The sequence below is a fragment of the Streptomyces sp. NPDC031225 genome, assembly GCF_055570355.1.
The window spans coordinates 1-26,819 of sequence record NZ_JBVIHJ010000007.1 but is presented as its reverse complement, the minus strand read 5'-3'; the positions used below and the strand labels follow the sequence as shown (position 1 = coordinate 26,819).

Here is a 26,819-nt window from a genome sequence, read left to right as displayed (position 1 = left end):
AGTTCCCGGAGAGCGTGAAACCGACGGCGTCGTCGCCGAGGCCCGGAGAGCGGGGGAGGGCGCCAGGTGCCGTTCATGTTAGAGCGGCTCCACCCGCCCGCAGCGTGCCGCTTTGGCCGTCCATGCATGCGCATTCAGGGGCCAGCGTGCCGGCGGCCACCTCTTCGGCTGGTTGAGGGCATCGACTCTTCTTCTCGCCCAGGGTCTTGCCGGGGATCTTGATGATCTGCGTTTTTCGCTGTTCAGGGGCGGTGGGCTCGTGCGCCTGGTGGTCGTCGTTGGGCGTCTTTGGCCACTGCTGAGTATTCTCGGACGGCCCAGACATCCCCGGTGCGGGGCCTCGCTCGGCTGACGGCCGGCGCCTTCGTCCCCGGTTTCCCGTGAGTCCCCGTCCGTTCTGGCACGAGAGTGGCACGGGCACCTTCTGATCCACAGCCCTTTGGGCCTGTCTCGAAGTCAGGTGTGAGCTCATGCCAAGATCGCGGGATGCTGCGACTCACGGATTTCATTATCGACTGCCCGGACACGATGAAGCTGGCGGCTTTCTACTCCGAGGTGACGGGCCGTCCGATCAAGGAAGGCAGCTCCGAGGACTGGGCTAGCATCCAGTTCGGCGAGATCGAGCTGGCATTCATCCGGGTGAACGACTACCGCGCTCCGCAGTGGCCCGACAGCGAGCACCCCAAGCAGTTCCACCTCGACTTCGAAGTGGACGAGTTCGAGTCCGAGCAGCGCCGCGTCCTCGACCTCGGTGCGACGCTAAGGCAGGACTTCATCGGCCCCAACGGATACGGCTGGCAGGTCTACACCGACCCGATCGGCCACCCCTTCTGCCTGTGCCGCAACAAGGGCGTCATCTGGACCGACCAGGGCCCGATCTGGCCCAACCGCGACTAATCGGCCGCCCACTTCCTCACCCACCACTCTCCCCAGCTCTCATCCCGTCCGCCGTCGACCCGCACACCGTGGAGCGGGCGTGATTCATGGCGTCCAGGTGGAGCGCGCCACTGTACGAACGACCTGGACGCCATGGGCTGCGTCTGCTCGGCTCTGCCTGGGTCGATGGTGGTCGGGATGGGCCGCGCACACCACTACGAACCCGCAGTCGCGAACGGCGCCCCCTGCATCCCGGTGCCGGCCGATCCCCCGCCGGAGGCATCGCCTTGACCCGGCGGCCGCACTTTGCAGTGATCGACTCATTGCTTTCGGCCCAATCCACATGTGGGCGCGCGTCGGCGGAGGCAGTGCTGAGCGGGCCGAAGGCAGGAGCGCTGGCGCAGCCAGAGCCGGGAAGCGCGCCTGGCGGAGCGGAGCGCAGCCGGGGCTTGATGATCCGTAAGGAACGGGGGAATGGCGACGTGGCATCGTAGTGGCATTTCTGGCACGTATGTGGCACAGCCGTGATCATGGCAAAGGGCCAGTTCGAGGGGACCATGCCCCTGAACTGGCCCTTAGTCGTGTGCCCCCGGCAGGATTCGAACCTGCGACACCCGCTTTAGGAGAGCGGTGCTCTATCCCCTGAGCTACGAAGGCGGGGGCTTGTGGACAGCCTTGGAGAAAATCCAGGAGACGGATCTTCCGTAAGGATCACAAGCCCGCTGGTCAGACGTGGTGCGACGGCCTCTGCAGTCTTATTTGAACAGACAACGCGGTGCGCCAACGACCGACCAGGAACAGCGTAGCGGATGCGCGCCGGCGAGCGGCATCGGTATAAGGCGCGGACAGGCGGCGGGCGGGCAGCGTTCGGTTGGAGTTTGGAGTGGAGTGTGGAGCAGCTTTGCCCTGGTTGTCCCAGGGCGAGGCACCTTCGACGCGGCCTCCGCCAACTGCGGCCGCTTGCCCGAGCATGCCCTGCCCCATGGCAGCGGGTTACGGCGGCCGCGACAGCCAGGCCAGGAAACGAGTCTGCTGCGCCAGGCGGCAGGCCGGAGGTCTCGGTGAGCCGCAAGGATCCGTCCGACCGCGCAAGGTCACATCGTCGCGCGCAGGTGGCTGACGGTGACGAAGTGGTAGCCCTCGGCGGAGAGCGTGCGCAGGATCTGGGGGACGGCGGCCACGACGTGGAGTGGATGTCGTGCATGAGGACGACGTCGTTGCGCTGCACCCTGTCGATGACGGTCAGGGCGACCTTCGAGGCGTCCGGGTACTTCCAGTCCTCGGTGTCCAGGGTCCACAGCACCGGGGAGAGCCGGGTGGCGTGGCGGACCGTGTTGTTGATGGCGCCGTACGGCGGGCGGAACAGGGTGGGAGCCGTGCCGGTGGCGGCCTTGATGGCGGCACTGGTGCGGTTCAGCTGGTAGGCGGCCCGCTCCGGGCTGAGCTTGGTGAGGTCGGGGTGGCTGTAGGAGTGGTTGCCCACCTCGTTGCCCGCGCGGGCCTCGGCGCGCACCAGGGCGGGGTGGGCCACGACGTTCTGCCCGACCGTGAAGAACGTGGCGCGCGCGTCGTACTGCGCGAGGTACGTCAGCAGGGGCGCGGTGTACGCGGCGGACGGGCCGTCGTCGAAGGTCAGGGCGATGCACTTGACCTTTTCCTGGGCACGTCGACGAGGGGGAGTGCCCACGGCCGGAACCGAGTCTCGGGCCGTGGGGAATTGGTCAGTAGCCCGCCACGGGCACTGAAAAACGGGAAAGAAACGCCGCCGGGTCGGAGAAGCGGGACGGGGTCGGTGAAGCGGACGGGCTCAGAGAAGTGGGACCTTCGTGAAGTGGCCCGCCGTCCGGAGTTCCGTCTCGATGCGGCTCGCCGTCAGGCGCAGTTCGGGGAGGAGTTCGTCGAGGCATTCCCGCGGGGTGCGGCCCGCCGCGTGCAGGGCCACGTTCACGGCGGCGACCACCCGGCCCGTCCGGTCGTGGAGCGGCACGGCGAGGGTGCGCAGACCGTCCTCCCAGTCCTCGTCGAGCAGGGCGTGGTCCTGGGTGTCCGACAGCAGGACCCGGCCCAGGGAGGTCGCCGCCGCCGGCAGCCGGGTGCCCACCCTGATGTCCACGCCCATGATCCGTGGGGACACCGCCCGTGCCGTGTACTGGATCTCGGCGCCCGGCCCCGAGGACACCAGCACCGCCAGCGCCGTCGACTCGCCGACCCGCGCCGCCAGGTCCGCCAGGTGCGGTGCCGCGATGCGCGGCAGGGACGTACGGGACAGGGGCGGGAAGCCCAGGGACAGCACCCGGGGGGTGAGGCCGAAGGTCCGGGACTCCGGCTGCTGGCTGATCAGGCCGAGGTGTTCGTACGTGATCAGGGCCCGGCGGGCCGTCGCCCGCGCCAGTCCCGTCGCCCGCGCCACGTCCGTCAGCGTCAGCGCGGCCCGGCCCGCGCCGAACGCCGTCAGGACCGTCAGACCGCGCGCGAGGGACTCGATGAAGTCCCGGCCCAGTTCGTGCTTGGAGGCGCCGATCCAGGAGACGAGGTTCGCGGGCGGCGGGCCCGGGTCCGGCTGCGGGGCGGAGGCCAGCTCGCGTTCCATCTCGGCCACCGCCGCCCGCAGGCGCGGCAGCAGGGTGTCGCGCAGATCCGTCGCCGTGTGCCGGCTGGTGTGGCTCACGACGTTCGCCACGCAGGCGATCCGGCCGGTGCGCGGGTCCCGTACCGGAACGGAGACCGCCACAAGCCCCGGCTCGATCAACTGGTCGTCCAGCGCCCAGCCGTCCCGGCCCGACTGCTCAGCGGCACTCTCGAACTCACCGTCCGCGCAGGGGAGTTCCCGAGGCGGTACGGCCGGAAAGCCCCGGTCGGCCTGGTCCGCCGCCCGGCGTTCGCGCCAGGCGTGCCAGTCGGCGTCGGTCCACTCGGACGCGAACAGGGGCCCCGGCGCGGTGCGTTCGGCGGGGAGCAGGTCGCCGATGCGGAAGCTGAGGGACATCGCGCGGCGGCGGGTCGCCTGGTGGATGAAGCGGATGCCGTCCCGGTCACCGACCGCCAGGGACACCGACTCGTCCAGCTCGTCGGCGAGGGCGTCGGCCACCGGGGACAGCAGGGCGGGCAGGCGCAGGGCGGCGAGATAGGCGTTGCCGAGTTCCATGAGGCGGGGGGTCATCACCGCGTCACGGCCGTCCAGGCGGACGTATCCCAGGCGCGCGAGCGTCGAGGTGATCCGGTCGACGGTGGAACGTGCCAGGCCCGTGGCCCGTTCGAGACCGCTCAGGCTCAGCGTCCCGCCCGCATCCGTCAGTTCCCGCAGCACCCTGACCCCCCGGATCAGCGGCGCGACCGCCTCGGCCGGCACGGCGGACTCCGGTACCGGCAGGGAAGGCGTCGTCTCAGCGGGCATCGGTTCTCCGGTAGGGCGGTCGCGGCACGCCTACGGTAATCCGAACGCCGGTCGTGGCACGCCGGTGGCGGTGCGGTGCAGTGCGGTCCGACCCGCGGTCAGACCCGCGTCACCTACGGTAACCGCACGGCCGTCGCACCCCCGCGACGGTCGACCCGGTACCGCCCCTGTCCCCGTGCCCGCCGCTATCCCGGTGCTCGATGCCGATCCGGGGCCCGGCGCCCGCCGTTATCCCCGCGTCACCGAGACCCGGTAGTTCCCGTCCGTGTCCGCCCCCGTGACATGGACCCGGACGCCCGTGCGGGGATCCCGGAACTCCTCCCCGGCCGTGAACGGGGCGTCCGAGAGTTCCGCGTGGACGTTGGGGCTGCGTGTGCATCCCCCGCTGTCGCGCTGTGAGTCGTACACCCGTACCGGTCCCCGCCCGGTGTCCACGTCCGCGTCGACCCGGTAGACGAGGATCCCGGGCCGGCACACCGTCGCGTCGTTGCCCTCGCGGGTGCGCAGTTCGACGGCGTAGCCGGTGCGGCGGCCGATGGGGACGAAGAGGAGTTTCGTGCCGGGGCCGGACCGGGCCAGCGGGGTCAGCGTGTACTGCGCGGTCCCGCGCTCCGTCACACAGTCGACCTGCGTCGCGTCCAGCCAGCCCAGCTTCCACTTGTGCCAGCCGAGGAGGTCGTTGTCGGCGCCCCAGTCCTCGCTCATGATGTCCCAGTGGCCGACCGCGCCCCCGCCGGCCTGGGTGTAGAGGTCGGGCAGGCCGAAGACGTGGCCGTTCTCGTGGGGCAGGACCCGGTAGCCGGTCTGCGGGAGGGAGCCGGAGCCGTCGTCCTGGCGGGAGTAGACGAACGAGGTGTTGGCGACGGGCACGCCGTCGGCGACCGGGGCGTCGGTGTTGCCGGCGAAGGTCACCGACAGGACCGTGTCGAGGGCGGACGGCCCGGCGTTGGGGGTCACCAGCACGTTGACGAAGTCGTAGGACCGGAAGTCCACCCGGGGGTCGGCGGTGGCCACGATGTCCTGGACCAGGCGGCGGTAGCCCGGGTCGAAGGGGGCGCCGCGCTCTATGCCGTAGGACCTGAAGGACCTCGGCATGCGCAGCCAGTCGGTGATCGGGGTCTCGGGGCGGTAGTCGAGACGGCCGTAGGAACCGGTGCGGAACCATTCCTGGGTCTGCGGGAAGAACTCGCGGAAACGGTCGAGGGCGCTGCCGGAGCCGGGCGCGTCGGAGAAGTCGACCATCAGGGTCAGGGCGTGGACGGTGCCGGTGGAGCGGGAGTAGCCGCCGGGGGTGGGCAGGCCCTCGGACATCTGGACGGCCGGGCCGCCGCTGATGAGACAGGCGCCGTGGGTGTCGGAGCGGGCCTGGGCGATCGGGCCGGCCGCGGTCAGCGTCCCCGCGATCAGGTGCCCGGTGCCGGCGGAGGTGCTGACGGCGAGGGTCAGCGCGGTCACGGACGCGAGGGCGGCGACGCGGCGCGGGCGTATGCGACGGCTGGTCCACGGCATGCGGGCACCCTTCGGAGCGCGGCAGCCGCTGGTCGGAAAGGCTGCACCTTTTCGATCACCCTCTGCCGGGGGAGGGGTGGACGCGCGCTGGAGGAGACCGAACGTGGGTATCGCCGAGTCCCTGACTGGCTGTGACTCAGGTCACATCATGTTTTCTCCTCAACCCGAAATAACCGGGGAGCGTCTCCCCGTTTAGACCTGTGTCCGAGCGAAACGGGGATTGACTCCCCGGATCCCTGTCAACCGAGGAATCGACCGAGGAGCACACCGTGCAGACCGCCCTCCCCGTGCAGCGAAAGGCCCCCCGCGCCGACGCGCTGCGCAACCGGGAGCGGATCGTCACCGCCGCCCGTGAGATGTTCACCGAGTTCGGCCCCGACGTGCCGCTCGACGACATCGCTCGCAGGGCCGGCGTCGGCAACGCCACGGTGTACCGCAACTTTCCCGACCGCGAGGCGCTCGTCCGCGATGTCGTCTGCTCCGTTTTGGACCGGACGTCCGAAGCGGCCGAGCTGGCACTCGCGCAGACCGGGGACGCCTTCGGTGCCCTGGAGCGCTTCGTGCACACCTCCGCCGACGAGCGGGTCAGCGCGCTGTGCCCGATGGTCCAGAGCACCTTCGACCAGTACCACCCCGATCTGGTGGCCTCACGCGAACGGATCGAGCAGCTCGTCGAGCAGCTCATGGACCGGGCAAGGACGGCCGGTCAGCTCCGTGCGGACGTGAGCGTCGGCGACCTGATGGTCGCGGTGTCGCAGCTGTCCCGGCCCCCGGCCGGCACCGGCTGCCTCACCCTCGACGGGTTCGTGCACCGCCACCTTCAGCTGTTCCTGGACGGACTGCGGGCCCCGGCCCCGTCCGTGCTCCCGGGCGCGGCGCTGACCTTGGAGGACCTCCGCCAGGCCTGACCGATGAGTTCAGACCGCCAGAACAGTCTCTAGTCACGTCTTTCACCAGCCGTCAGTGCTGACGGACTGTCCCCTTTCACGTTCTTTTTCCGTTCCGAAGTCCCGAAGTGGGTATCCCCATGTCTGAAACAGCCGCAAAGGCTATCGGCGCACCGGCACCGTCCGGTGACGCCAACCGCTGGAAGGCGCTGGTCTTCATCGCGCTCGCCCAGCTGATGGTCGTCCTCGACGCCACCATCGTGAACATCGCGCTGCCGTCCGCCCAGACCGACCTGGGCATATCCGACGGCAACCGGCAGTGGGTCGTCACGGCCTACGCCCTCGCCTTCGGTGGGCTCCTGCTCTTCGGCGGCCGCATCGCCGACCTGTGGGGACGCAAGCGCGCCTTCGTCGTCGGTCTGATCGGCTTCGCCGGCGCCTCCGCGATCGGCGGCGCGGCCACCAACGAAGCGATGATGTTCGGCGCCCGCGCCCTCCAGGGTGCCTTCGGCGCGCTGCTCGCGCCCGCCGCGCTCTCCCTGCTCGCCGTGATGTTCACGGACGCCAAGGAGCGCGCCAAGGCGTTCGGCATCTACGGCGCGATCGCCGGTGGCGGCGGCGCCGTCGGCTTCATCCTCGGCGGCGTGCTGACCGAGTACATGAACTGGCGCTGGACGTTCTTCGTGAACATCCCGTTCGCGATCGTCGCCGCGCTCGGCGCGTACTTCGTCATCCGTGAGCCGGAGGGCGGCCGCAACCGCAACCCGCTCGACATCCCCGGCGTCCTGCTCTCCACGCTCGGCCTGGTCGCGCTGGTCTACGGCTTCACCCGCGCCGAGTCCAACGGCTGGGGCGACTCCCTGACCGTCGGCATGTTCGTCGCCTCGGCGGTCCTGCTCATCGGCTTCGTCATCACCGAGGCCAAGGTCAAGGCCCCGCTGCTGCCGCTGCGCGTGGTCACCGACCGCAACCGCGGCGGGATCTACCTCTCGCTCGGCATCGCGATCATCGCGATGTTCGGCACCTTCCTGTTCCTCACCTACTACCTGCAGATCGTGAAGGGCTTCTCGCCGATCAAGACCGGCTTCGCCTTCATGCCGATGATCGTCGGCATGATGGTCGGCTCGACCCAGATCGGCACCCGCCTGATGACCCGCCTGCCGGCCCGCCTGCTGATGGGCCCCGGCTTCCTGGTCGCCGCGGTCGGCATGCTGCTGATGACGCAGCTGGAGATCGGCTCGTCGTACGCCTCGACGATCCTGCCCGCCATGCTGCTGCTCGGTCTCGGCATGGGTACGGCGTTCATGCCGGCCATGTCCCTGGCCACCCTGGGCGTCGAGCCCCGGGACGCCGGTGTCGCCTCCGCGATGGTCAACACCTCGCAGCAGGTGGGCGGCGCGATCGGCACGGCCCTGCTGAACACGATCGCCGCGTCGGCCACGACCTCGTACATCAAGGACCACATCGGCTCCGCGAGCTCCCGCTCGCAGCAGCAGCTGGTCCAGCTGGAGGGCCAGGTGCACGGCTACACCAACGCGATCTGGTTCGCCGTCGGCATGCTGGTGCTCGCCTCGGTCATCGTCTCGGTCCTCGTCAACGCCGGCCGTCCGGACACGACCACCGTGACCGGATCCGGGGAGGGCGCCGAGGAGGAGCTGGCGATCCCGGTCGTCGCCCACTGACGGCGGCCGTACGCCGTACCCCTTCGGGAACCACCACGTACGTACGGGGATGGGGACGCCCCGTACGTACGCTCCAGGATCTGTCCCGGCTTCGCTGAGTGAGCGGCTCAGCGGAGCCAGGGCAGGTCCGCACCCGCTTCGTTCGGCTGGAGTCCCTCGGCGACAATCTGCATGATCTCGCCGAGGGACTTCTGCTGTTCCGGGGACAGCCGGTCGAAGACGGCGTTGCGTACGGCCCGCACGTGGCCCGGCGCGGCGCCTCGCAGCATGTCCAGGCCCGGGTCGGTGAGCACCGCGAACTGGCCGCGCTTGTCGTCCGTGCAGTCCTCCCGGCGCACCCAGCCGTTGCGCTCCAGACGGGCGATGGCGTGCGAGAGCCGGGACCGGGTGATCTTCGCCTTCATGGCCAGCTCGGTCATCCGCAGCCGCCGTTGCGGCGCGTCGACGAGGGCGACGAGCAGCCCGTAGTAGATGTGCGGCATGCCGGCGTCACGCTGGAGCTGGCGGTCGAGGTGATCCTCGAGGAGGGTCGTGGCGTGCACGTAGGAGCGCCAGATGCGCTGCTCGTCGTCGTCGAGCCACCGGGGCTCCTCATCGGGGACGGATGCCGTGTTCATGTATCCCACTCTACGAGCTCTCTCCTTGAAGCTTAAACAAATGAGGCGTACAGTCATGTCGGAAGAAGCTTTAAATTTGAAGCACTCTGCGCCGGAAGCACTGGAGGAGTCCCCGCAATGTCCGCCGACACGCAGGAGCGCATGCCCGCCCTCTATCTGAGCCACGGTGCCCCGCCGCTCGCCGACGACCCGATCTGGCCCGGCGAGCTCGCCGCCTGGTCCGCGGACCTGCCCCGCCCCAAGGCGATCCTCATGGTCTCCGCCCACTGGGAGGAGGCCCCCCTCGCCCTCGGCGCGGTACAGCCCGTCCCGCTGGTCTACGACTTCTGGGGCTTCCCCGAGCACTACTACCAGGTGACGTACGACGCTCCCGGCGCCCCCGAACTCGCAGAGTCCGTACGCAAGTTGCTGCGCGCCCCCGGCATCCCCGTGCAGGACGTCCCGGACCGCGGACTTGACCACGGCGCCTACGTCCCCCTGGTCGAGATGTTCCCCGAGGCCGACATCCCGGTCCTCCAGGTCTCCATGCCGACCCTCGACCCGGTCCGGCTCATGGAGATCGGCCGCAAGCTCGCCCCCCTGCGCGACGAGGGCGTCCTGATCGTCGGCTCCGGCTTCTTCACCCACAACCTCGCCGCCCTGCGGCACACCGGCCCCGGAGTGCCCACCTGGTCCTCGGAGTTCGACGACTGGGGCCGGCGGGCCCTGGAGGCGCGTGATGTGGACTCCCTGCTGGACTTCCTGCACAAGGCCCCGGCCGGGCGCTACGCCCACCCGCGCACCGAGCACTTCGCGCCCCTCTTCGTCACGATGGGCGCGGCGGACGTGACCGGTGAGCTGGACGCGCAGAAGTCCGTCATCGACGGGTTCTGGCTGGGGATGGCGAAGCGGTCGGTGCAGTTCGGCTGAGCCTTTCCGTGAGGGCCTACAGGTCCTTCTCGTACCAGGCCACGTCCCAGTACCGGCCGAACTTCCTGCCCACCTCCCGGTACGTGCCGACGTGCCGGAAACCGAAGCGTCCATGCAGCCGCGTGGACGCTTCGTTGGGCTGGGCGATGCCCGCGTAGGCGCGGTGCAGATCCTCCCCGGCGAGCGCCTCGAACAGCGCCTTGTAGAGGAGTGTGCCGACCCCGCGGCCCCCCGCGTGCGGGGCGAGGTAGACGGTGACCTCCACCGAGGTCGCGTACGCGGGTTTGGCGCGGAACGGGCTGGACGTGGCGTAACCGAGGATCTCCTGTGAGGTTCCTGTCGGGTCCGCGGCCGTGGCAACCATCAGACGGTACGGGCCGTCTTCAGGGTGGGAGAGCAGCCAGGGGCGGCGCTCTTCCGGAGTGAAGAGGGCCGTATCGAATGTGATGGGCGTCTCACGTACATAGTGGTTGTAGATGTCGGTGAGGGCAGCGAGGTCAGCCTCGACTCCCGGTCTGACCTGCACCTCTGTACGTTCCGACGACATCGGACCTCCCCCTGTGGCGGGACAGGGTACTGCAAGATCAGAAAAATAGGGCATGCGCCGGGAATTCTGTCCGGTTTCCAGTCGTTGTTTCCATCGGATGCAGGGCACCCGAGGAGAGTCCGGAAGCAACCGGAGACGGTGCCGGCGTCCGAAGGACCGCCCGCTGACCACCACCATCGCAAGGGAGCACGCATGGCAACCCGTGCCGTCGCCCGTCGTAAGTCCGCCACCGGCGGGTCTACCGACGCGGCACGCAGTGTTCGCGTCCATGGCGGCGAGATCGCCGACCGCGACCTGGTCGGCATGTACCTCGACGAGATCGCGCGTACACCGCTGCTCGACGCCGCCAAGGAAGTCGAGCTGTCCCAGATCATCGAGGCGGGTGTGTTCGCCCGCCAGGTCCTCGACGGGTTCGAGGAGGCCAAGGCCGACGCCAGCCGCGAAGAGCTGGAGGCCCTGGTGGAGGAGAGCGAGCGCGCCAAGGACGTGTTCATCCGCTCCAACCTCCGCCTGGTCGTCGCCGTGGCCCGCCGCTACCCCCGCAGCGGCCTGCCGCTCCTCGACCTGATCCAGGAGGGGAACGCGGGCCTGGTGCGCGCGGTCGAGAAGTTCGACTACCGCAAGGGCTTCAAGTTCTCGACGTACGCGACCTGGTGGATCCGTCAGGCCATCACCCGCTCCATCGCCGACCAGTCCCGCACCATCCGGCTGCCCGTCCACCTCGTGGAGGAGCTGGGCCGCATCCGCCGCGTGCAGCGCGAGTTCAACCGCGAGCACGGCCGCGACCCCGAGCCCGCGGAGATCGCCGCCGAGCTCGAGTCCAACGCGGCGCGCGTGACGGACGTCCTGGACTGGGCCCGCGACCCGGTCTCCCTGAACATGTCGATCGACGACGACGGCGACACGCAGTTCGGTGACCTGCTTGAGGACACCTCGGCGGTCTCCCCCGAGCAGTCCGTCCTGACCCTGCTGCGCAGCGAGGAACTGGACGACCTGATCGGGCGGCTCGACCAGCGCACGGCCTCCATCATCAAGATGCGGTACGGCATCGACGACGGCCGCGAGCGCACGCTGACCGAGGTCGGCAAGGAACACGGCCTCACGCGTGAGCGGATCCGGCAGATCGAGAAGCACGCCCTGCTGGAGCTGAAGAAGCTGGCGCGCGACACCGGGTTCGACGCGGCGGCCTGAACCTGCCCCGCGTACGCCGGGTGGCGAAAGACCGCGCAAACATGGCTGTACTCCGCCGCTTCAACCCCCTGGACCCGGGGCACAAGACTTCAGGGTCCAGGTGTTCGGATCCCGGAGGCCAGCCTCAGGACCCGCCTGAACCAAGTCCCGACGCATCCCCCCCCCCGCGCCGGGACTCTCCCCGAGCCGGACCTCGGCGCCCCACCCCCCCCTGGGCGCCGGGGTCCGACTCATACGACGAACGGCAGGTCACCCCGTACCTGAACCACGGGGTGCCCTGCCGGACGCCAGATTCTGTCACATCGCCCCATCAATCCGAGCACGACGAAACCCGCCCCGGCCCCCACGGACACTGACACCCCATCGGATTCCGACCGCCACCAACTCCCTCCGCTGGCGCGGGGAACTGCGCGACCAGCCCCTACCGGCCGGCAGTCGCCCAACTCCCTCCAGGGGCGCGGGGAACTGCGCGACCGGCCCCCACCGGCCGGCCAGCCGCCCAACTCCCCTCAGGGGCGCGGGGAACTGCGCGACAAGCCCCCACCGGCCGGCAGTCGCCGAACGGCCCGCACAACCTCACGCACCCGCAGACCGCAGCATCCGCCCACCCAACTCCCGTACAGCCGCCACAAGCGCCGCAGGCTCCCGCACGGTGAACTCCACCCCCGTCATGGCCAACCGCACGGCCATCCACTCCACCGCGTCCCCCACAGTCGCCCGCAACCGGCACCGCCCCTCCCCGAGGGACTCCGGCACCCCCATCCACGCCGGCACCCGCGCACCCACCACCGTCGCATCGGCCTCGAACGTCACGACGATCTCGTATGTCTCCTGCCGCCGGTGCATCGACTGCCGCAGATACTCCGCCGCACTCCCCGTCGGCAGCTCCCGCGGAGCGAACCGCGCGCCGGTGGCGAAGGGGTCGTTCACCCGGTCGACCCGGAAGGTCCGCCAGTCGCCGCGGTCGAGGTCGTAGGCGACGAGGTACCACCGCTGCCCGGTGGAGACCAGCCGGTACGGCTCCACCACGCGTCGGGACTCGGCGCCGTCGCGCGCCCGGTAGCCGAACCGGAGCCGCTCGTGCCCGGCCACCGTGGACGCCATCACGGTCAGCGTCTCGGTCGCGATGCTCGCCCCGTCCCCGCTGAGCAGCGGCGTCGTCGCGGCCTGGAGGGTGGACACCCGGTGCCGCAGCCGGGAGGGCAGGACCTGCTCCAGTTTCGCCAGCGCCCGTACGGACGCCTCGTCCATGCCCTCGACCGCGTGCCCCGCCCCCGCCCGCAGCCCGACCGCGATGGCCACGGCCTCTTCGTCGTCGAGGACGAGCGGGGGCATCGCCTTGCCCGCGACGAGCCGGTAGCCGCCGTCCGAACCCTTGGTCGCCTGGACGGGGTAACCCAGTTCGCGCAGCCGGTCGATGTCCCGGCGGACCGTGCGGCGGGAGACCTGGAGGCGGTCGGCGAGCTCGCCGCCGGGCCATTCGCGGGGCGTCTGGAGGAGGGAGAGGAGCGTCAGGAGCCGTGCCGGGGTGTCCGTCGTCATGAGTTCGAGGATGCCGTAGAAGTAGGACACGATCTGACCTAATGGGGTCGTAGCTTTGCGGCATGACCTCAAGCGAGACCACCCTTTCGGGGACTCCCGAAGCACAGCCCGGCACCCAGTCCGCCGCAGGCGACCGGCGACGTTGGTTCGCCCTCGCCATCGTGATGACCGCGGCCTTCATGGACCTCGTCGACGTCACGATCGTCAACATCGCCATCCCGTCGATCCGGCAGGACTCGGGCGCCTCCGTCAGCCAGATCCAGTGGATCACCGCCGGTTACGCCCTCGCCTTCGCCGCCGGGCTGATCACCGGCGGGCGGCTCGGTGACATCCATGGGCGCAAGCGGCTGTTCCTCTTCGGGATCGGCGGCTTCACCCTGGCCTCCGCGCTGTGCGGCCTCGCCGCGAACCCGGAGATGCTGGTCGCCGCCCGGATCCTGCAGGGCGGCATGGCGGCGATGATGGTGCCGCAGGTGCTGTCGATCGTGCACGCGACCTTCCCGGCGCACGAGCGGGGGAAGGTGTTCGGGCTGTTCGGCGCCGTCGTCGGACTCGGCGCGGTGTCCGGTCCGCTCCTCGGCGCTCTGCTGACCGAGGGGAACCTGTTCGGTCTCGAATGGCGGCCCATCTTCCTCATCAACCTGCCGGTCGGCATCGCGGGGCTGATCCTCGGCAGCCGTTTCATCACCGAGTCCAAGGCGCCGCGGGCGCTGAAGCTGGACCTGGTGGGCGTGGGCCTGGTGGTGCTGGGGCTGCTGATGCTGCTCTATCCGCTGACCCGCGGTGAGGAACTGGACTGGCCGGTGTGGGGGAACATGTCGATGGCCGCCGCGCCCCTCGTCTTCGCCGCACTGGTGGCCTACGAGAAGCGGAAGGCCGCGCGGGACGGGTCGCCGCTGGTCGAGCTGTCCCTGTTCAGGGTGAAGAGCTTCGCCGCCGGCATCGCGGTGCAGACCGTGTTCGGTGTCGGCCTCGGCATCTTCTTCCTGGTGTGGACGCTGTACATGCAGACGGGCCTTGGCTGGAGCCCGCTGCGGGCGGGGCTGACCGGGGTGCCGTTCTCCCTCGCCGTCTCCACGGCCGCGGGTCTGTCGGTGCAGCAGCTCGTCCCGCGCTTCGGGCGCAAGGTGCTCCAGGCCGGCGCGCTGCTGATGGCGGTGGGTGTGCTGCTCTACCTGTGGGAGGCCGACCGGTACGGCATGGGGATCAGCTCGTGGCAGATGGCGTTGCCGCTGGTCGTGATGGGCGTCGGCATGGGACTGATCGTCGCGCCGCTGACGGACGCGGTGCTCTCGGAGGTGCCGCGCGAGCACGCCGGTTCGGCGTCCGGGCTCATCAACACCGTGCAGCAGATGGGCAACGCGCTCGGGCTCGGCCTGGTGTCGGTCGTGTTCTTCGGAGTCGTCCCGGACGATGTGCGGCCCGTCGAGGTGGGACCGGCGTTCGTGGACGCCTTCCAGCACGCGCTCGGGTGGGTCGCCGCGGTGATGGCCGTCATCTTCCTGCTGATGTTCGCGCTGCCGAAGCGGCCCGCGCAGCACGTGGAGGGGGCTTCGGAGTCGGTGGCCGTGGAGGGTCGGGAGCCGCAGCCGGTGGGGTGAGGTGTCCGGTGGGGTGAGGTGTCCGGTGAGGGCCCGGCAGTCTTTCGAGATGCCGGGCCTTTCCGGCGTGCTCCTTCGCCTGGCTCTCCGGCGTGCTCTTTCCTCCGGCTCTCCGGCGTGCTCCTTCGTCCGGTTCGGACTCAACCGGAAGTCCGTTCATGCCCGGATCGCGCCCGAACCTGTTTACTTTCCGGAAATCTGAGCGTAGCCTCCGACTGAAACCACACGTTCGGGCACGGGTCGGAGGCGAACGGACATGTACGCACCGGAGCGGCAGCAGGAGATCCTCCGGCTCGCGCGTGACGGCGGGCGGGTGGACGTCATCTCGCTGGCCGAGGAGTTCCAGGTCACGGCCGAGACGATCCGCCGGGACCTGAAGGCCCTTGACCGCGCGGGGCTGCTGCGCCGCGTGCACGGCGGGGCCATCCCGGCCGGGCGTCTCGACTTCGAGCCGGACCTCGCCGAGCGCGAGACGACCGCAGCCGACGAGAAGGACCACATCGCCAAGGCGGCCCTCGCCGAACTGCCGGCCGAGGGCACCCTGATCCTCGACGCCGGTACGACCGTCGCCCGCCTGGCCGCCGCCGTACCGCTGGAGGCCTCGCTCACCGTCGTCACGCACAGCCTGCCGATCGCGGCCCGCCTCGCGGACCACCCCGGCATCCAGCTCCACCTCGTCGGAGGGCGGGTACGACACCGTACGCGCGCCGCCGTCGACGCCTGGGCGCTGCGGGCGTACGGCGAGATCCGGGCCGACGTCCTCTTTGTGGCGGCCAACGGCTTCTCCACCGAGCACGGCCTCACCACCCCCGACCTCGCCGAGGCCGCCGTCAAGCGCGCGGCGATCGGCGCCGCCCGCCGCGTGGTCCTCCTCGCCGACTCCGCCAAGCACGGCCAGGAGCACTTCGCCCGTTTCGGCGACCTGAGCGACGTGGACCTGCTGATCACCGACAACGGGCTGAGCCCCGAAGAGACCGCCGCCATCGAGCGCGGCGGCACGGATGTGCTGTGTGTCTAGGAACGAGTGCGCATGATCCTCACCGTCACCCCGAATCCGTCCCTGGACCGGACGTACGAGATCCCGTCCCTGGAGCGCGGCGATGTCATCCGCGCCACCGGTGAACGCATGGACCCCGGTGGCAAGGGCGTCAACGTCTCGCGTGCCGTCGCCGCCGCCGGGCAGCGCACGGTCGCCGTCCTGCCGCTCGGCGGTGCGCCGGGAGCGCTCGTGGCGGATCTGCTCGACGCGCAGGGCATCGAGGTCGCACCGGTGCCGGTCGCCGGAGCGACCCGGTCGAACATCGCGCTCGCGGAGTCGGACGGAGTGCTCACGAAGATCAACGCGCCGGGGCCCGAACTGTCGGCCCACGAGCAGGAACTGCTCCTGGAAACCGTCCGTGAGCAGTCACGCGACGCCTCGTGGATCGCGTGCTGCGGCAGCCTGCCCCGGGGGCTCGCGCCGTCCTGGTACGCCGAGGTGGTCGCTCGGGCGCACGCCGGGGGAGCGCGGATCGCGCTGGACACCTCGGGACGCGCGCTGCTGGAGGCCCTGCGGGAACGGCCCGACGTGGTGAAGCCGAACGCCGAGGAGCTCGCGGAGGCCGTCGGACGCCCCCTCGCCACGGTGGGCGACGCCGTGAAGGCCGCCGAGGAACTGCGCGAGATGGGCGCCCGCGCCGTGCTCGCGAGCCTGGGCGCGGACGGGCAACTGCTCGTCGACGCCACGGGCGCCTGGTTCGGCAGCGCGCACGTCGACGCCGTACGCAGCAACGTCGGCGCCGGTGACTCCTCGCTCGCCGGGTTCCTGATCGCCGGCGGCAGCGGCCCCGACGCGCTCGCCTCCGCGGTCGCCCACGGTGCGGCGGCCGTCCAGCTGCCCGGCAGCGTGATGCCGACCCCGGACGACCTGGACCCGTCCGCGGTGACCGTCACGGCCGAGGTGCCTGTGGACCGCGTACTGAAGGAGCCGGTGTCATGAGGGACCTCAGACTCTTCACCACGGTGGACTCCCCGTTGGTCACCCCCTCCACCAGCCCCACCCGTCCCCACCGCATCACCCCCGTCCCCACTCCTCCCGCCCACTCCACTCCCCGGGCGATACGCGTGCGAAGGAGCCCGCGATGAGCGACATGATCACCGCGGACCTGGTCGATCTCGACCTGTCCGCCGACACCAAGGAAGCGGCGGCCCGAGCCCTCGCCGAACGCATGGTCGCCCTGGGCCGGGTCACCGACCTGGAGGGCTTCCTCGCCGACGTGGCCGCTCGTGAGGCCCAGATGCCGACCGGCCTCGACGGCGGCATCGGCATCCCGCACTGCCGCAGCGAACACGTCACCGAGCCCACGCTCGGCTTCGGCCGCAGCGCCGCCGGCATCGACTTCGGCGCCGCGGACGGCCCCGCCGACCTGATCTTCCTGATCGCCGCACCGGCCGGCGCGGACGACGCCCACCTGACGATCCTGTCCTCGCTCGCGCGGCAGCTGATGAACACCGAGTTCACGGACGCGCTGCGGTCGGCGGGGGACGCGGCGAGCGCGGCGGCGCTGATCCGCGGGGACCAAACGCCTGCCGAGGTCACCGCGGGCGCCACCGAAGACTCCGTTGCGGCATCGGCGGCGGCCTCCGCCGATGCCGCAACGGCCGACCCCGCTCCCGACGCCCCGGCGGCCCCCTTCCGGATCGTCGCCGTCACCTCCTGCCCGACCGGCATCGCCCACACCTACATGGCGGCCGAGTCCCTGGAGAACGCGGGCCGCGAGGCCGGTGTCGAACTCGTCGTCGAGACGCAGGGCTCGGCCGGCTTCACCCGGCTCGACCCGGCCGTGATCGCGGACGCGGACGGCGTGATCTTCGCCCACGACGTCCCCGTACGCGACAAGGACCGCTTCGCCGGGAAGCCGACCGTCGACGTCGGTGTGAAGGCGGGCATCAACCGGCCCGCCGAGCTGATCACCCAGGTGCGCGAGAAGGCCGCGCGCGGCGAGGTCACGGCGGGCGGAGGCGCAGGCGCGGGAACGCCGGTCGAGCGGGCCGGCGAGTCCGGCGACAGCTACGGCACCAAGCTCCGCAAGTGGCTGATGACCGGCGTGAGTTACATGGTCCCGTTCGTCGCCGCGGGCGGTCTGCTGCTCGCCCTCGGCTTCGCGATCGGCGGCTGGCAGATCGCGAGCGCGCCCTCGGTCATGAAGCACTTCTCCTGGACCGAGATCGACAGCTGGGGCGCCCTGCTGTTCCAGATCGGCCAGGTCGCCTTCGGCTTCCTGATCCCGGTCCTCGCCGGATACATCGCCTACGGCATGGCGGACCGCCCCGGTCTCGTCCCCGGCTTCGTCGGCGGAATGATCGCCTCCAACATCGCCGCCGGATTCCTCGGCGGCCTGGTCGCCGGTCTGCTGGCCGGTGGCGTGGTCCTCGCGATCCAGCGGATCAGGATCCCACCGGTGCTGCGCGGCATCATGCCGGTGGTGGTGATCCCGCTGATCTCCTCGCTGATCGTCGGCTTCCTGATGTTCGTCGTCGTCGGAAAGCCCATCGCCGAGGCCCAGAAGGGCATGACGGACTGGCTGTCCGGCCTCTCCGGCACCAACGCCATCCTGCTCGGCGTCCTGCTCGGCCTGATGATGTGCTTCGACCTCGGCGGCCCCGTCAACAAGGTCGCGTACGCCTTCGCGACCTCCGGCATCGCCGTCCAGAACCCGAGCGACTCCGCGATGAAGGTCATGGCCGCCGTGATGGCCGCGGGCATGGTCCCGCCGCTGGGCATGGCCCTCGCGACCACCGTCCGCAAGAAGCTCTTCACGCAGACCGAGCGCGAGAACGGCAAGGCCGCCTGGGTCCTGGGCGCCTCCTTCATCTCCGAGGGCGCGATCCCGTTCGCCGCGGCGGACCCGCTACGGGTCATCCCGGCCTCGATGGCGGGCGGCGCGGTCACCGGCGCCCTGTCGATGGCCTTCGGCGCCACCCTGCGCGCCCCGCACGGCGGCATCTTCGTGGTCCCGCTGATCGGCAGCCCGTTCCTCTACCTGATCGCCATCGCGGCGGGCGTGTGCGTCACGACCGCCCTGGTGGTGGTCCTGAAGAGCATGCGCAAGCCGGCCGCGGGGACGACGGCCGGCGCGGCGACGGAGACCGCCGACGCCTCGACGGCCGAGCGGAAGCAGCCGGTCGCCGCGTGACCCCTGCCCCTTTGGGGCGGCTGTGAGTCGTTCACGGCACCTGCGAGATACGTCACGGTCCGGGGCCGAAGTCCCGGACCGTGGTGTCTACTGGACCGCATGCCTGAGCACGTCTCCGTCTACCAGTTGCTGGCGATGACCCTGCTCGTCCTGGTGACCCTCGCCTGGTCGGCCGGTCTCGTCTACATGCTGCGCCGCGGCCGTTTCGAGGCCACCGTCTGGCGTGCCGCCGCCCGCTCCCTGCCCGCGCTCCCGCACCAGCGCCGCGAGGGTCCCCACCTGGAGACCGTCGAACTGACACCGGCGGAGAAGGACGCGTTCGCGGGTCTCGTACGACAACTCGTCAGCGGCCGCTGACACTTCACCGGAACACCGCACCGCGGGACAGGCCGGTGTGGACCTGGGTGGTGTGTGGTCGGAGGGCAGGGCGGTCGCTCAGGAGACCTGCGCCGCGCGCCGCTCCATCGCCTCTCGGGCCGCGTCCTCGCTGACGTAGACCTCGCACATGTGCCGTCCGTCGGGTGTCGCCGTGTGCTCGACCTCCCACAGGGACATCTCCGCGCCGTCGCGCAGCAGGAACGCGTGCTCGTACAGGGAGTAGCCCAGCCCGGCGCTCCCCGCCCGGCACGGGCGTCCGAAGGCCTGTGTGATCTGGTGGGCGCACGCCTCGGTCAGCCGGTCGGCCGTCTCCGGACCCGGCCGGTCCGCGTTCTCCGCGCGGCGCAGGAGCCGGCGCGCGTGGTCCGCCGAGTCGTCGGGCACATAGGCGTGCCGCGGCGGCTGCACGGGCGAGAGCTGCACCGTCACCGGCAGCTCGAAGTCCGGTGCGTCCGGCGGTAAGGGAAGTCGCGCGGTGGCCGCCCGCAGCTCCTCCTCGTCGACGTACACCTCGTGCTGCGGGACGCTGTCCCGCGCGGTGTTGTGGACGAGCTCCCACAGAGTGAGCGCGGAGCCGTCGGCGAGCAGCCAGGTGTGCCGGTACGTCTCGCGGTGCAGGCCCGCGCTGTGGTGCGCGGAGTGCAGCGAACTGTCGTATGCCAGCGCGCAGTCCAGCTGTCGTATCGCCTCGTCGGGCAGCTCGAAGGAGTTCAGGGCACGACCGAGGAGTCGCGCGAGGTGCTCCTCCGGAGACTCGGGCGACTCGGGTGGTTCGTACGCTGTCGTCTCGTACGGAACGCTCAAGGTTTCTCCCGGCGTTGCTGCATGTCACCTTGTGGGTGCATACCGTAGCCCCTCGGTCGGACATCATGTCCGGGAACCGAGAAAACGTACGCCCGGAAAACCCCCGGGCCGCGCAGGAAGTTCCCACGCGGCCCGACGATCCGTCAAAACCCCCTGATCGGGAGGGGGTTGCGGCGATCAGGACGTGCTGACCGCACTGCCCGCGACCCACTCGTTCCAGGGCAGGTTCCAGCCGTTGAGCCCGTTGTCCGGTGCCACCGTCTTGTCGGGGGAGTTCTTGACGATCACCACGTCCCCGATGAGCGAACTGTCGTAGAACCACTTGGCCGGAGTGTCCCCCCGGCCGCCCTTCACGTCCCGCAGTCCCACGCAGCCGTGGCTGGTGGCCTGGCGGCCGAAGGGCGGGTTGGCCTTGTTGTACCAGTAGTTGCCGTGGATGAAGGTCCCCGACTGCGTCAGACGCATCGCGTCCGGGACGTCAGGGATGTCGTACGCGTTGGCCAGGGCGACCGTCCTGCTGTCCATACGGATCTTCTTGTACTTCTCGGAGATCACCATCTGCCCGTTGTACGTGGTGAACTCCGGGCTGCCCGTCGAGATCGGCACGCTCTTGACGGTCGTACCGTCCCGTACGACTTTCATCGTCTGTGTGTCCGCGTCCACCGTGGACACCTGCGAGCGTCCGATCGTGAAGCTGACGGTCTTCTCCTGCACCCCGCGGACGTCGTTGGCGCCCTCGACCCCGTCCAGGTCGATCTTCATCGTGACCTTCGAGTCGGCCTTCCAGTACTCCTCGGGCCGGAAGTCGAGCCGCTGCGAGCCGAACCAGTGCCCGACCACCTGCTGGCCGCTGCTCGACGTCACCGTGATGTGCGACTGCACGGCCTTCTTGTCGCTGATCGCCTTGTCGAAGCCGAACGACACCGGCATCCCGACCCCGACGGTCGTCCCGTCGTCCGGTGTGTACGTCCCGATGAAGCTGTTCGCCTTGGACACGGTCGTGAAGACGGACTTCGCCGTCACCGGCTTGCCGTCCGAGTCCTTGGCCGTCGCGGCTATCTCGTACTTCGTGCCGCGCTCCAACTGCTCCTTGGGCTTCCAGCTCACCCCGTTCGCGGCCATCGCGCCCGGCACGTCCTGCCCCGTGCCCGCCACCGTCATCTTCACGCCCGTCAGGGTGCCGTCACTGACCTTCACGCCGGTCGAGTTGATCGACGCACCCGTCGAACCGTTCTTCGCGGAGATGGCGATCTCCGCGCTCGATACCCGGGCGGCTCCTTTGTCTCCCTTGGCTCCCTTGTCGTCGTTCTGCGCGTTCGAGCTGCCGCCGCACGCCGTGAGGGCGAGGGCGCCGACCATCAGGACGGCACAGGCCCCCAGTGCGCGCCGCGCTGCTGTGTCCGGCGTTGTCACGGGCTGCTCCCGGTTCGTGTGATGTGCGTTGTCCGCTCCGTGCCGTGAAGGAGGAGGGACCCGGTCCCCGCGCGGGTTCCCCCACAGCCCGTCAAATGCCCCACGTGACAGAACCGGGACGAAACGCGGGCATGGACGTGGGGTCCACACGGTTCCTCACGCCCCTGCGGACGCCGCGGCACCCAGGGGCGCAACGCACCCACATGCACCCGTCACGCCGTGGGCGGCACGCTTCCACCTTCGCCGGCGCTCCCGTACAACTCCTCGTACGCCGGCCACACACCCCCCGCCCCCTCCACCGACTCCGCCGCCCGCACGGCCCGCACGATCGCCCGCGTCACCACGTCCGCCGCCGCGGCGAGCACGGGGTTGAGCGCGAGCGGATGCCCGGTGTCCAGCGGCCGCGCACCCGTGGCCAGCGCGAACACCGTGTCGCCGTCGTGGAGCAGATGCACAGGACGCACGGCGCGCGCGATGCCGTCGTGTGCCGTACCAGCCACCTTCTGGGCCTGCGCCTTGGACAGTTCCGCGTCGGTGGCCACCACCGCGAGCGTGGTGTTCAGCGGGGGCGGCGCGTTCCTCGCCGCGGTCTCGGCGAGTCGCCGACGCGCGGCCTCGTGCACCGGTGCTTCCGGCCGGTCCACCCGCCCCTGGAACAACTCCCCGTACAACACCCCCGTCTCCGGATCCAGTACCGACCCCGCCGCGTTGACCACCACCAGCGCCGCCACGGTGATCCCCGAGTCGAGCAGCACGCTCGCCGTGCCCACACCCCCCTTCAGTGCCCCGGCCACGGCCCCCGTCCCCGCCCCCACGCAGCCCTCCCGCACCACCGCACCCACGGCACCGGCCGCGGCGGCCTCGACGGCGGCCCGCCCGGTCGCCGCGTCCGGCCTGGCCCGGAAGTCACCGCCCCGCCCGAGATCGAAGACACAGGCGGCGGGCACGACCGGCACCACGTGCGTGGGATCCGGCCCGACCCGCACCCCGCGCCCCCGCTCCTCCAGCCAGGCCATCACCCCGGAGGCCGCGTCGAGCCCGTACGCGCTGCCCCCGGTCAGCACGATCGCCTCGACCTTCTGCACCACGTTGCGCGGGTCGAGCGCGTCGGTCTCCTTGGTGCCGGGACCACCGCCGCGCACGTCCACCGCGGCGACCGCGCCGCCCTCCGGGGCGAGCACGACGGTGGTGCCGGTGAGCCAGCCGCCCCCGGTGCGCGTCGCGTGTCCCACGCGCACCCCGGCGACGTCCGTCAGAGCGTCGACTGTCATGGCATCTGTCATGACACCAGTCTCGACCAGCCGCCCTCCCGCACGGCCCGGCGGGATCACACCGTGCGAACCGGCTCCCGCTGCTCCCGTGCCACCGTCCGCGCGGTCAGCGTCGTCCCGGTCACCACGGCCAGCGCCGCCACGACGCCCGCCGCGAACACCGCCCGGTCGCCCAGGAAGGTGCAGCAGATCACCAGCACCGCCGCGACCGGCAGCACCAGCTGCTGCGGGACACCCACCTTGAAGTGGCGCGAGTGCAGCAGCCACACGGTCAGCAGATACAGCGCGGTCGGCAGGGTCACCGCGGCCGACGCGGCCTGCGTGGAGATGTGCGCCTTGCCGACGGCCTGCTCCACGGCGACCTCCAGGCCCGCCCCGATCGCGGCGGCCGAGGCGAAGACCAGGTAGTGGCCGTAACCCCACAGGAACGCCTGCTTGTTGGAGCGCAGGTGGCCATGGATGGTCACCACGAAGTAGATCCACCAGGCGGCGAAGACGATCAGCAGTCCGCCCGCGGCGATCGGCAGCACTTCGCCCAGCGCGTCGTTCTCGTCGATGCCGGACTTCACGGCGACCGTGGCGGCGGCAATCGTCTCGCCCAGCACGATGATTGTGAACAGCCCGTAGCGTTCCGCGATGTGGTGCGGATGCCACGACGTGGGGTGGTCCTTCTCGGCGAAGACCGGCACACACATCTCCAGCAGCGCCATCACCAGGAAGACCCAGGCCCGCCCGCCCTCCGGCAGGACCACCAGGCCGAGCCAGCCGACCTGGCACAGCAGCACGCCGAACACGTACCGCAGCGCCGTCGTCCGCTCCGCGGCCTCGCTCGATCGCGCCACCCGCAGCCACTGCACGATCAGCGCCGACCGCATGATCACGTAGCCCAGCCACACGGCCAGGTACTCGTGATCCTCGAACCCCCTGGACACCCCGGCCGCCAGGACCAGGACACCGGCGATCTGCAGCAGGGTGACGACCCGGTAGAGGGCGTCGTCGTTGTCGTACGCCGACGCGAACCAGGTGAAGTTCATCCACGCCCACCAGATGGCGAAGAAGACCATCGCGTAGTTGATGATCCCCTCGCCGGCGTGTGCCTCGGCGACGGAGTGCACCAGGGCCACGCCCGCCTGGGCGATGGCCACCACGAAACACAGGTCGAAGAAGAGCTCCAGCGGCGAGGCGACCCGATGGGCCTCGTCCCGGCCGCGGGCGGTGAGCCTGCGCAGAGGGCTCTGCCGACCCGGCGGCCGGGCAGGAGTGGGCGTGGGAGTGGGAGTCGGACTGGACGTCATGCGGCCAAGCACAGCAGATGGCGCGCGGAATTGCTTGCGCGGGGATCCGGGACGAGGGGACGGGGCCTGGTGAACCAGCCGGAACAGCGGCGGGCGCGGGCCCGGTCACGGGTACGGGGGCCGGCATGGACACGTGGCCCGGAGTACCGGGGCCGTACCCTGGACGCATGAGCACCGCCCCCGATGCCGAGCCGCGTGAGCCCAAGGCCGCGCTGATCTTCGACGACCCGCTGGACCAGCAGTCCTCGGACGACACCGACCGTGGCTGGGGCGACCGGCCGCGCGCCGACGGTGACAGCGCGGCCGACCTGAAGCGCTTCCTCGACGAGAAGCCGCCCCACCACCTCTGAGCGAGTCGCACGGCCCAGGCCGTCAGCGCCCGTCGTGCCCCGAGCCCCGCTGCGCCACCAGCGCGTCGCGGATCTCCTTGAGGACCTCCAGCTCGGTGATCTCGATGACCTCGTGGGTGCCCTCCTTCGCTTTCCTGCGGGCCTCCGCCCGGGCCAGGTACTTCGACATCGGCAGGACCATCAGGAAGTACACGACGGCCGCGGTGATCACGAAGGTCAGGGTGGCGCCGAGGACCGAGCCCCACAGGAGCCGGATGCCTTCGTCGCCCTTGCAGCTGTCGCTCAGACACGAGCTGTAGCTGTCGAGGTTCTTGGTACCGATCGCCCCGACGAGCGGGTTGATGAGTCCCTTCACCACTGAGTTGACGATGTTGGTGAAGGCGGCGCCGATGACCACCGCTACTGCCAGGTCGACGACGTTCCCGCGCATCAGGAAGGCCTTGAAGCCCTCCCAGACGTTCGGCTTCTTCTCGCTCACCCAGGGGCCTCTTCTCGCACGCACAGCTTGTGGAACAAACAGCTCCGCAACCTACGTCAACGTGCGGTGACCCTGTCCAATTGGGTAGCTCGAAAGGGCGACTTGGCACAAAGGTGCGCACTGGATGTACCGCGCGGCTCACCACAGTGTCACCGCCAGCCGTGCCGTCGCACCCGCGCCCGCGAGACGTGCCGCCGTCGACCGAGGCACCGAGAGCACGACCAGCGCCCCGCCCTCGCTCACGCCGTCCACGGGCTCCGGCACCTTCGTCACCCGCGCCCCGCGCGCGACCACTTGGGCCTCACCGCCAAGGGCCGAGTCCTCGGCGGCGATGACGTCGACCCGGTCCCCGGGCTGCAGCAGTCGGACGGTCGCCCCGTCGGCGATCCGCACCGGCGCCGACACCGTCTCCACGGCACGGCGCCCCGGTACGGGCTCGGCCACCGGATGTCCCCGTGCCCCGTCGTCGCCCCGTGGGCCCGCCGCCACCAGCGCGGCCGCGGTCACGGCGAGACCGACGGCCACGGCCCGCCTGCGGTGCCGTACGAGCCGCCGTAGTTGGTACCACCCGCCGCGCACCCGCACGGGAGCGAAGTGCGGCACCTCGCAGATGGGAGGGGCGTCGGCGCCGGGTGGGCGCGAAGCGACGGCGGAGGGGAAGGCGGACGGGGAGGGGAACCCGGCGGGCGAGGGAGCGAAGGAGGACATGAGGGCCACCACCTGTGACGAGGCATCGGTTTGCCCTGCCACGATGAGGCCCCGCGCCGATTCCCGCCGAAGCCGGTGGACTACCGACGGGTTGTGGAAAACTCCCTCACCCGAACGAGAACTTCCGCCCCTGTTCCCGAGCAGGAACCCCCGCCCCCACTAAGGCAGTTCGAACCCCGGGTCCATCCCGCCCAGCGCGTTCACGCACAGACAGTTCCGCTCATCCGGTGACGGCAGCGCGGCCACCGCGTCGAACAGCACGCCCCGCAGCCGGTCCACGTTGGCCGCGAACACCCGCAGCACCTCGTCGTGCGAGACGCCCTCGCCGGTCTCGGCACCCGCGTCGAGGTCGGTGACGAGGGTCAACGACGTGTAGCAGAGCTCCAGTTCACGGGCGAGGGACGCCTCAGGGTGACCGGTCATGCCCACCACCGACCAGCCCTGCGCCTGATGCCACAACGATTCGGCGCGGGTCGAGAAGCGCGGCCCCTCGATCACGACGAGCGTGCCGCCGTCCACCGCCTCCCAGTCCCGCCCGCGGGCCGCCTTCAGCGCGGCCGCACGCCCGACGGGGCAGTACGGGTCGGCCAGGGACGTGTGCACCACGTTCGGTACCGCGCCGTCCGGCAGCGGCAGCCCGTCGAAGTACGTTCCCGCCCGGGACTTCGTACGGTCGACCAGCTGGTCCGGCACGAGCAGCGTGCCCGGGCCGTACTCGGGGCGCAGCCCGCCCACCGCGCACGGGCCGAGCACCTGCCGGGCCCCCACGGACCTGAGCGCCCACAGATTGGCCCGGTAGTTGATCCGGTGCGGCGGCAGATGGTGGCCGCGTCCGTGCCGGGGCAGGAAGGCGACCCGCCGGCCGGCGATCTCGCCGAGGAAGAGGGAGTCGCTGGGCGGACCGTAGGGGGTGTCCACCCGGACCTCGGTCACGTCGTCGAGGAACGAGTAGAAGCCGGAGCCTCCGATTACGCCGATCTCTGCGTTCGCCATGACCAGCACAGTATCCGGCGCCGAAATCGGGCGGCGAGCGGAGTGGGGGAACACCGAGGGGGGGGGGGGGGGGGGGGGGGGGGGGAGGGGGGGGAGGGGGGGAAAGGGGGGGGGGGGGGGGGGGGGGGGGGGGGGGGGGGGGAAGAAGGGGGGGGGGGGGGGGGGGGGGGGGGGGGGGGGGGGGGGGGGGGGGGGGGGG

Annotated in this window: 24 protein-coding genes and 1 tRNA gene; 11 read left to right on the top strand and 14 right to left on the bottom strand. The window is 70.7% G+C overall.

Annotated elements, in window-relative coordinates:
- Window positions 1–486 precede the first annotated feature (486 nt).
- A complete protein-coding gene (locus ACZ48Z_RS13745; RefSeq protein ID WP_468736030.1) occupies window positions 487–897 on the top strand; it encodes a VOC family protein in 411 nt (136 codons plus the stop codon).
- Window positions 898–1,460: 563 nt separating this feature from the next.
- Here the strand turns inward: ACZ48Z_RS13745 and ACZ48Z_RS13740 are convergent.
- The 4 genes from ACZ48Z_RS13740 to ACZ48Z_RS13725 form a co-directional block, all read right to left on the bottom strand.
- A tRNA-Arg gene (locus ACZ48Z_RS13740) sits at window positions 1,461–1,533 on the bottom strand.
- A complete protein-coding gene (locus ACZ48Z_RS13735) occupies window positions 1,496–2,563 on the bottom strand; it encodes a polysaccharide deacetylase family protein (protein WP_468736333.1) in 1,068 nt (355 codons plus the stop codon). The genes ACZ48Z_RS13740 and ACZ48Z_RS13735 overlap by 38 nt, the downstream gene beginning before the upstream one ends.
- 120 nt (window positions 2,564–2,683) lie before the next feature.
- Window positions 2,684–4,270, bottom strand: a complete 1,587-nt coding sequence (locus tag ACZ48Z_RS13730; protein WP_468736029.1) for an IclR family transcriptional regulator domain-containing protein — start codon at window positions 4,268–4,270, stop codon at window positions 2,684–2,686.
- Between the two features lie 228 nt (window positions 4,271–4,498).
- A complete protein-coding gene (locus tag ACZ48Z_RS13725; protein ID WP_468736028.1) occupies window positions 4,499–5,779 on the bottom strand; it encodes a M6 family metalloprotease domain-containing protein in 1,281 nt (426 codons plus the stop codon).
- A gap of 269 nt (window positions 5,780–6,048) precedes the next feature.
- On the opposite strand from ACZ48Z_RS13725, the gene ACZ48Z_RS13720 reads away from it, so the two are divergent.
- A complete protein-coding gene (locus tag ACZ48Z_RS13720; RefSeq protein ID WP_468736027.1) occupies window positions 6,049–6,687 on the top strand; it encodes a TetR/AcrR family transcriptional regulator in 639 nt (212 codons plus the stop codon).
- Window positions 6,688–6,806: 119 nt separating this feature from the next.
- Window positions 6,807–8,348 carry an MFS transporter gene (locus ACZ48Z_RS13715; RefSeq protein WP_468736026.1) on the top strand — a complete coding sequence of 514 codons (1,542 nt, stop codon included), beginning with the start codon at window positions 6,807–6,809 and terminating at the stop codon, window positions 8,346–8,348.
- A gap of 107 nt (window positions 8,349–8,455) precedes the next feature.
- Here the strand turns inward: ACZ48Z_RS13715 and ACZ48Z_RS13710 are convergent, their stop codons facing one another.
- Window positions 8,456–8,965: a MarR family winged helix-turn-helix transcriptional regulator gene (locus tag ACZ48Z_RS13710; RefSeq protein ID WP_468736025.1), complete on the bottom strand. Its 510-nt coding sequence runs from the start codon at window positions 8,963–8,965 to the stop codon at window positions 8,456–8,458.
- Window positions 8,966–9,082: 117 nt separating this feature from the next.
- Between ACZ48Z_RS13710 and ACZ48Z_RS13705 the strand changes: the two genes are divergently transcribed.
- On the top strand, window positions 9,083–9,874 hold the full coding sequence (locus ACZ48Z_RS13705) for a dioxygenase family protein (protein ID WP_468736024.1): 792 nt from the start codon (window positions 9,083–9,085) through the stop codon (window positions 9,872–9,874).
- 16 nt (window positions 9,875–9,890) lie between these two features.
- Here the strand turns inward: ACZ48Z_RS13705 and ACZ48Z_RS13700 are convergent, their stop codons facing one another.
- Complete coding sequence (locus ACZ48Z_RS13700) at window positions 9,891–10,421, bottom strand: GNAT family N-acetyltransferase (protein ID WP_468736023.1); 531 nt, start codon at window positions 10,419–10,421, stop codon at window positions 9,891–9,893.
- A gap of 192 nt (window positions 10,422–10,613) precedes the next feature.
- Between ACZ48Z_RS13700 and ACZ48Z_RS13695 the strand changes: the two genes are divergently transcribed.
- Entirely contained in the window at window positions 10,614–11,612 is a 999-nt protein-coding gene (locus tag ACZ48Z_RS13695; RefSeq protein WP_468736022.1) for a sigma-70 family RNA polymerase sigma factor, read from the top strand.
- Between the two features lie 576 nt (window positions 11,613–12,188).
- Here the strand turns inward: ACZ48Z_RS13695 and ACZ48Z_RS13690 are convergent.
- Window positions 12,189–13,154, bottom strand: coding sequence for a helix-turn-helix transcriptional regulator (locus ACZ48Z_RS13690; protein WP_468736332.1), 966 nt, complete (start codon window positions 13,152–13,154; stop codon window positions 12,189–12,191).
- 62 nt (window positions 13,155–13,216) lie between these two features.
- Between ACZ48Z_RS13690 and ACZ48Z_RS13685 the strand changes: the two genes are divergently transcribed.
- The 5 genes from ACZ48Z_RS13685 to ACZ48Z_RS13665 all read left to right on the top strand — a co-directional run bounded on the left by ACZ48Z_RS13685 (window position 13,217) and on the right by ACZ48Z_RS13665 (window position 19,287).
- Window positions 13,217–14,755 (top strand): MFS transporter, encoded by a 1,539-nt coding sequence (locus ACZ48Z_RS13685; protein WP_468736021.1) that lies wholly within the window; start codon window positions 13,217–13,219, stop codon window positions 14,753–14,755.
- Window positions 14,756–15,011: 256 nt separating this feature from the next.
- Window positions 15,012–15,773 carry a DeoR/GlpR family DNA-binding transcription regulator gene (locus ACZ48Z_RS13680; RefSeq protein ID WP_468736020.1) on the top strand — a complete coding sequence of 254 codons (762 nt, stop codon included), beginning with the start codon at window positions 15,012–15,014 and terminating at the stop codon, window positions 15,771–15,773.
- A 12-nt stretch (window positions 15,774–15,785) separates the two neighbouring features.
- Window positions 15,786–16,733 (top strand): 1-phosphofructokinase, encoded by a 948-nt coding sequence (gene pfkB, locus ACZ48Z_RS13675; protein WP_468736019.1) that lies wholly within the window; start codon window positions 15,786–15,788, stop codon window positions 16,731–16,733.
- 142 nt (window positions 16,734–16,875) lie between these two features.
- On the top strand, window positions 16,876–18,930 hold the full coding sequence (locus ACZ48Z_RS13670) for a PTS fructose transporter subunit IIABC (protein ID WP_468736018.1): 2,055 nt from the start codon (window positions 16,876–16,878) through the stop codon (window positions 18,928–18,930).
- Window positions 18,931–19,029: 99 nt separating this feature from the next.
- Window positions 19,030–19,287 carry a hypothetical protein gene (locus tag ACZ48Z_RS13665; protein ID WP_468736017.1) on the top strand — a complete coding sequence of 86 codons (258 nt, stop codon included), beginning with the start codon at window positions 19,030–19,032 and terminating at the stop codon, window positions 19,285–19,287.
- Between the two features lie 78 nt (window positions 19,288–19,365).
- Here ACZ48Z_RS13665 and ACZ48Z_RS13660 read toward each other — a convergent pair whose 3' ends face one another.
- The 4 genes from ACZ48Z_RS13660 to ACZ48Z_RS13645 all read right to left on the bottom strand — a co-directional run bounded on the left by ACZ48Z_RS13660 (window position 19,366) and on the right by ACZ48Z_RS13645 (window position 24,091).
- A complete protein-coding gene (locus ACZ48Z_RS13660) occupies window positions 19,366–20,112 on the bottom strand; it encodes a DUF6227 family protein (RefSeq protein WP_468736016.1) in 747 nt (248 codons plus the stop codon).
- 177 nt (window positions 20,113–20,289) lie between these two features.
- A complete protein-coding gene (locus ACZ48Z_RS13655) occupies window positions 20,290–21,525 on the bottom strand; it encodes a L,D-transpeptidase (protein ID WP_468736015.1) in 1,236 nt (411 codons plus the stop codon).
- Window positions 21,526–21,737: 212 nt separating this feature from the next.
- Window positions 21,738–22,796, bottom strand: a complete 1,059-nt coding sequence (locus ACZ48Z_RS13650) for a P1 family peptidase (RefSeq protein WP_468736014.1) — start codon at window positions 22,794–22,796, stop codon at window positions 21,738–21,740.
- A 56-nt stretch (window positions 22,797–22,852) separates the two neighbouring features.
- Entirely contained in the window at window positions 22,853–24,091 is a 1,239-nt protein-coding gene (locus ACZ48Z_RS13645; protein WP_468736013.1) for a low temperature requirement protein A, read from the bottom strand.
- Between the two features lie 167 nt (window positions 24,092–24,258).
- On the opposite strand from ACZ48Z_RS13645, the gene ACZ48Z_RS13640 reads away from it, so the two are divergent.
- Window positions 24,259–24,441, top strand: a complete 183-nt coding sequence (locus tag ACZ48Z_RS13640; protein ID WP_468736012.1) for a hypothetical protein — start codon at window positions 24,259–24,261, stop codon at window positions 24,439–24,441.
- A gap of 22 nt (window positions 24,442–24,463) precedes the next feature.
- Here the strand turns inward: ACZ48Z_RS13640 and mscL are convergent, their stop codons facing one another.
- The 3 genes from mscL to ACZ48Z_RS13625 all read right to left on the bottom strand — a co-directional run bounded on the left by mscL (window position 24,464) and on the right by ACZ48Z_RS13625 (window position 26,620).
- Complete coding sequence (mscL, locus tag ACZ48Z_RS13635; protein WP_468736011.1) at window positions 24,464–24,919, bottom strand: large conductance mechanosensitive channel protein MscL; 456 nt, start codon at window positions 24,917–24,919, stop codon at window positions 24,464–24,466.
- Window positions 24,920–25,057: 138 nt separating this feature from the next.
- Window positions 25,058–25,627: a hypothetical protein gene (locus tag ACZ48Z_RS13630; protein ID WP_468736010.1), complete on the bottom strand. Its 570-nt coding sequence runs from the start codon at window positions 25,625–25,627 to the stop codon at window positions 25,058–25,060.
- A 159-nt stretch (window positions 25,628–25,786) separates the two neighbouring features.
- Window positions 25,787–26,620 (bottom strand): S-methyl-5'-thioadenosine phosphorylase, encoded by an 834-nt coding sequence (locus tag ACZ48Z_RS13625; protein ID WP_468736009.1) that lies wholly within the window; start codon window positions 26,618–26,620, stop codon window positions 25,787–25,789.
- Between the last annotated feature and the right edge of the window lie 199 nt (window positions 26,621–26,819).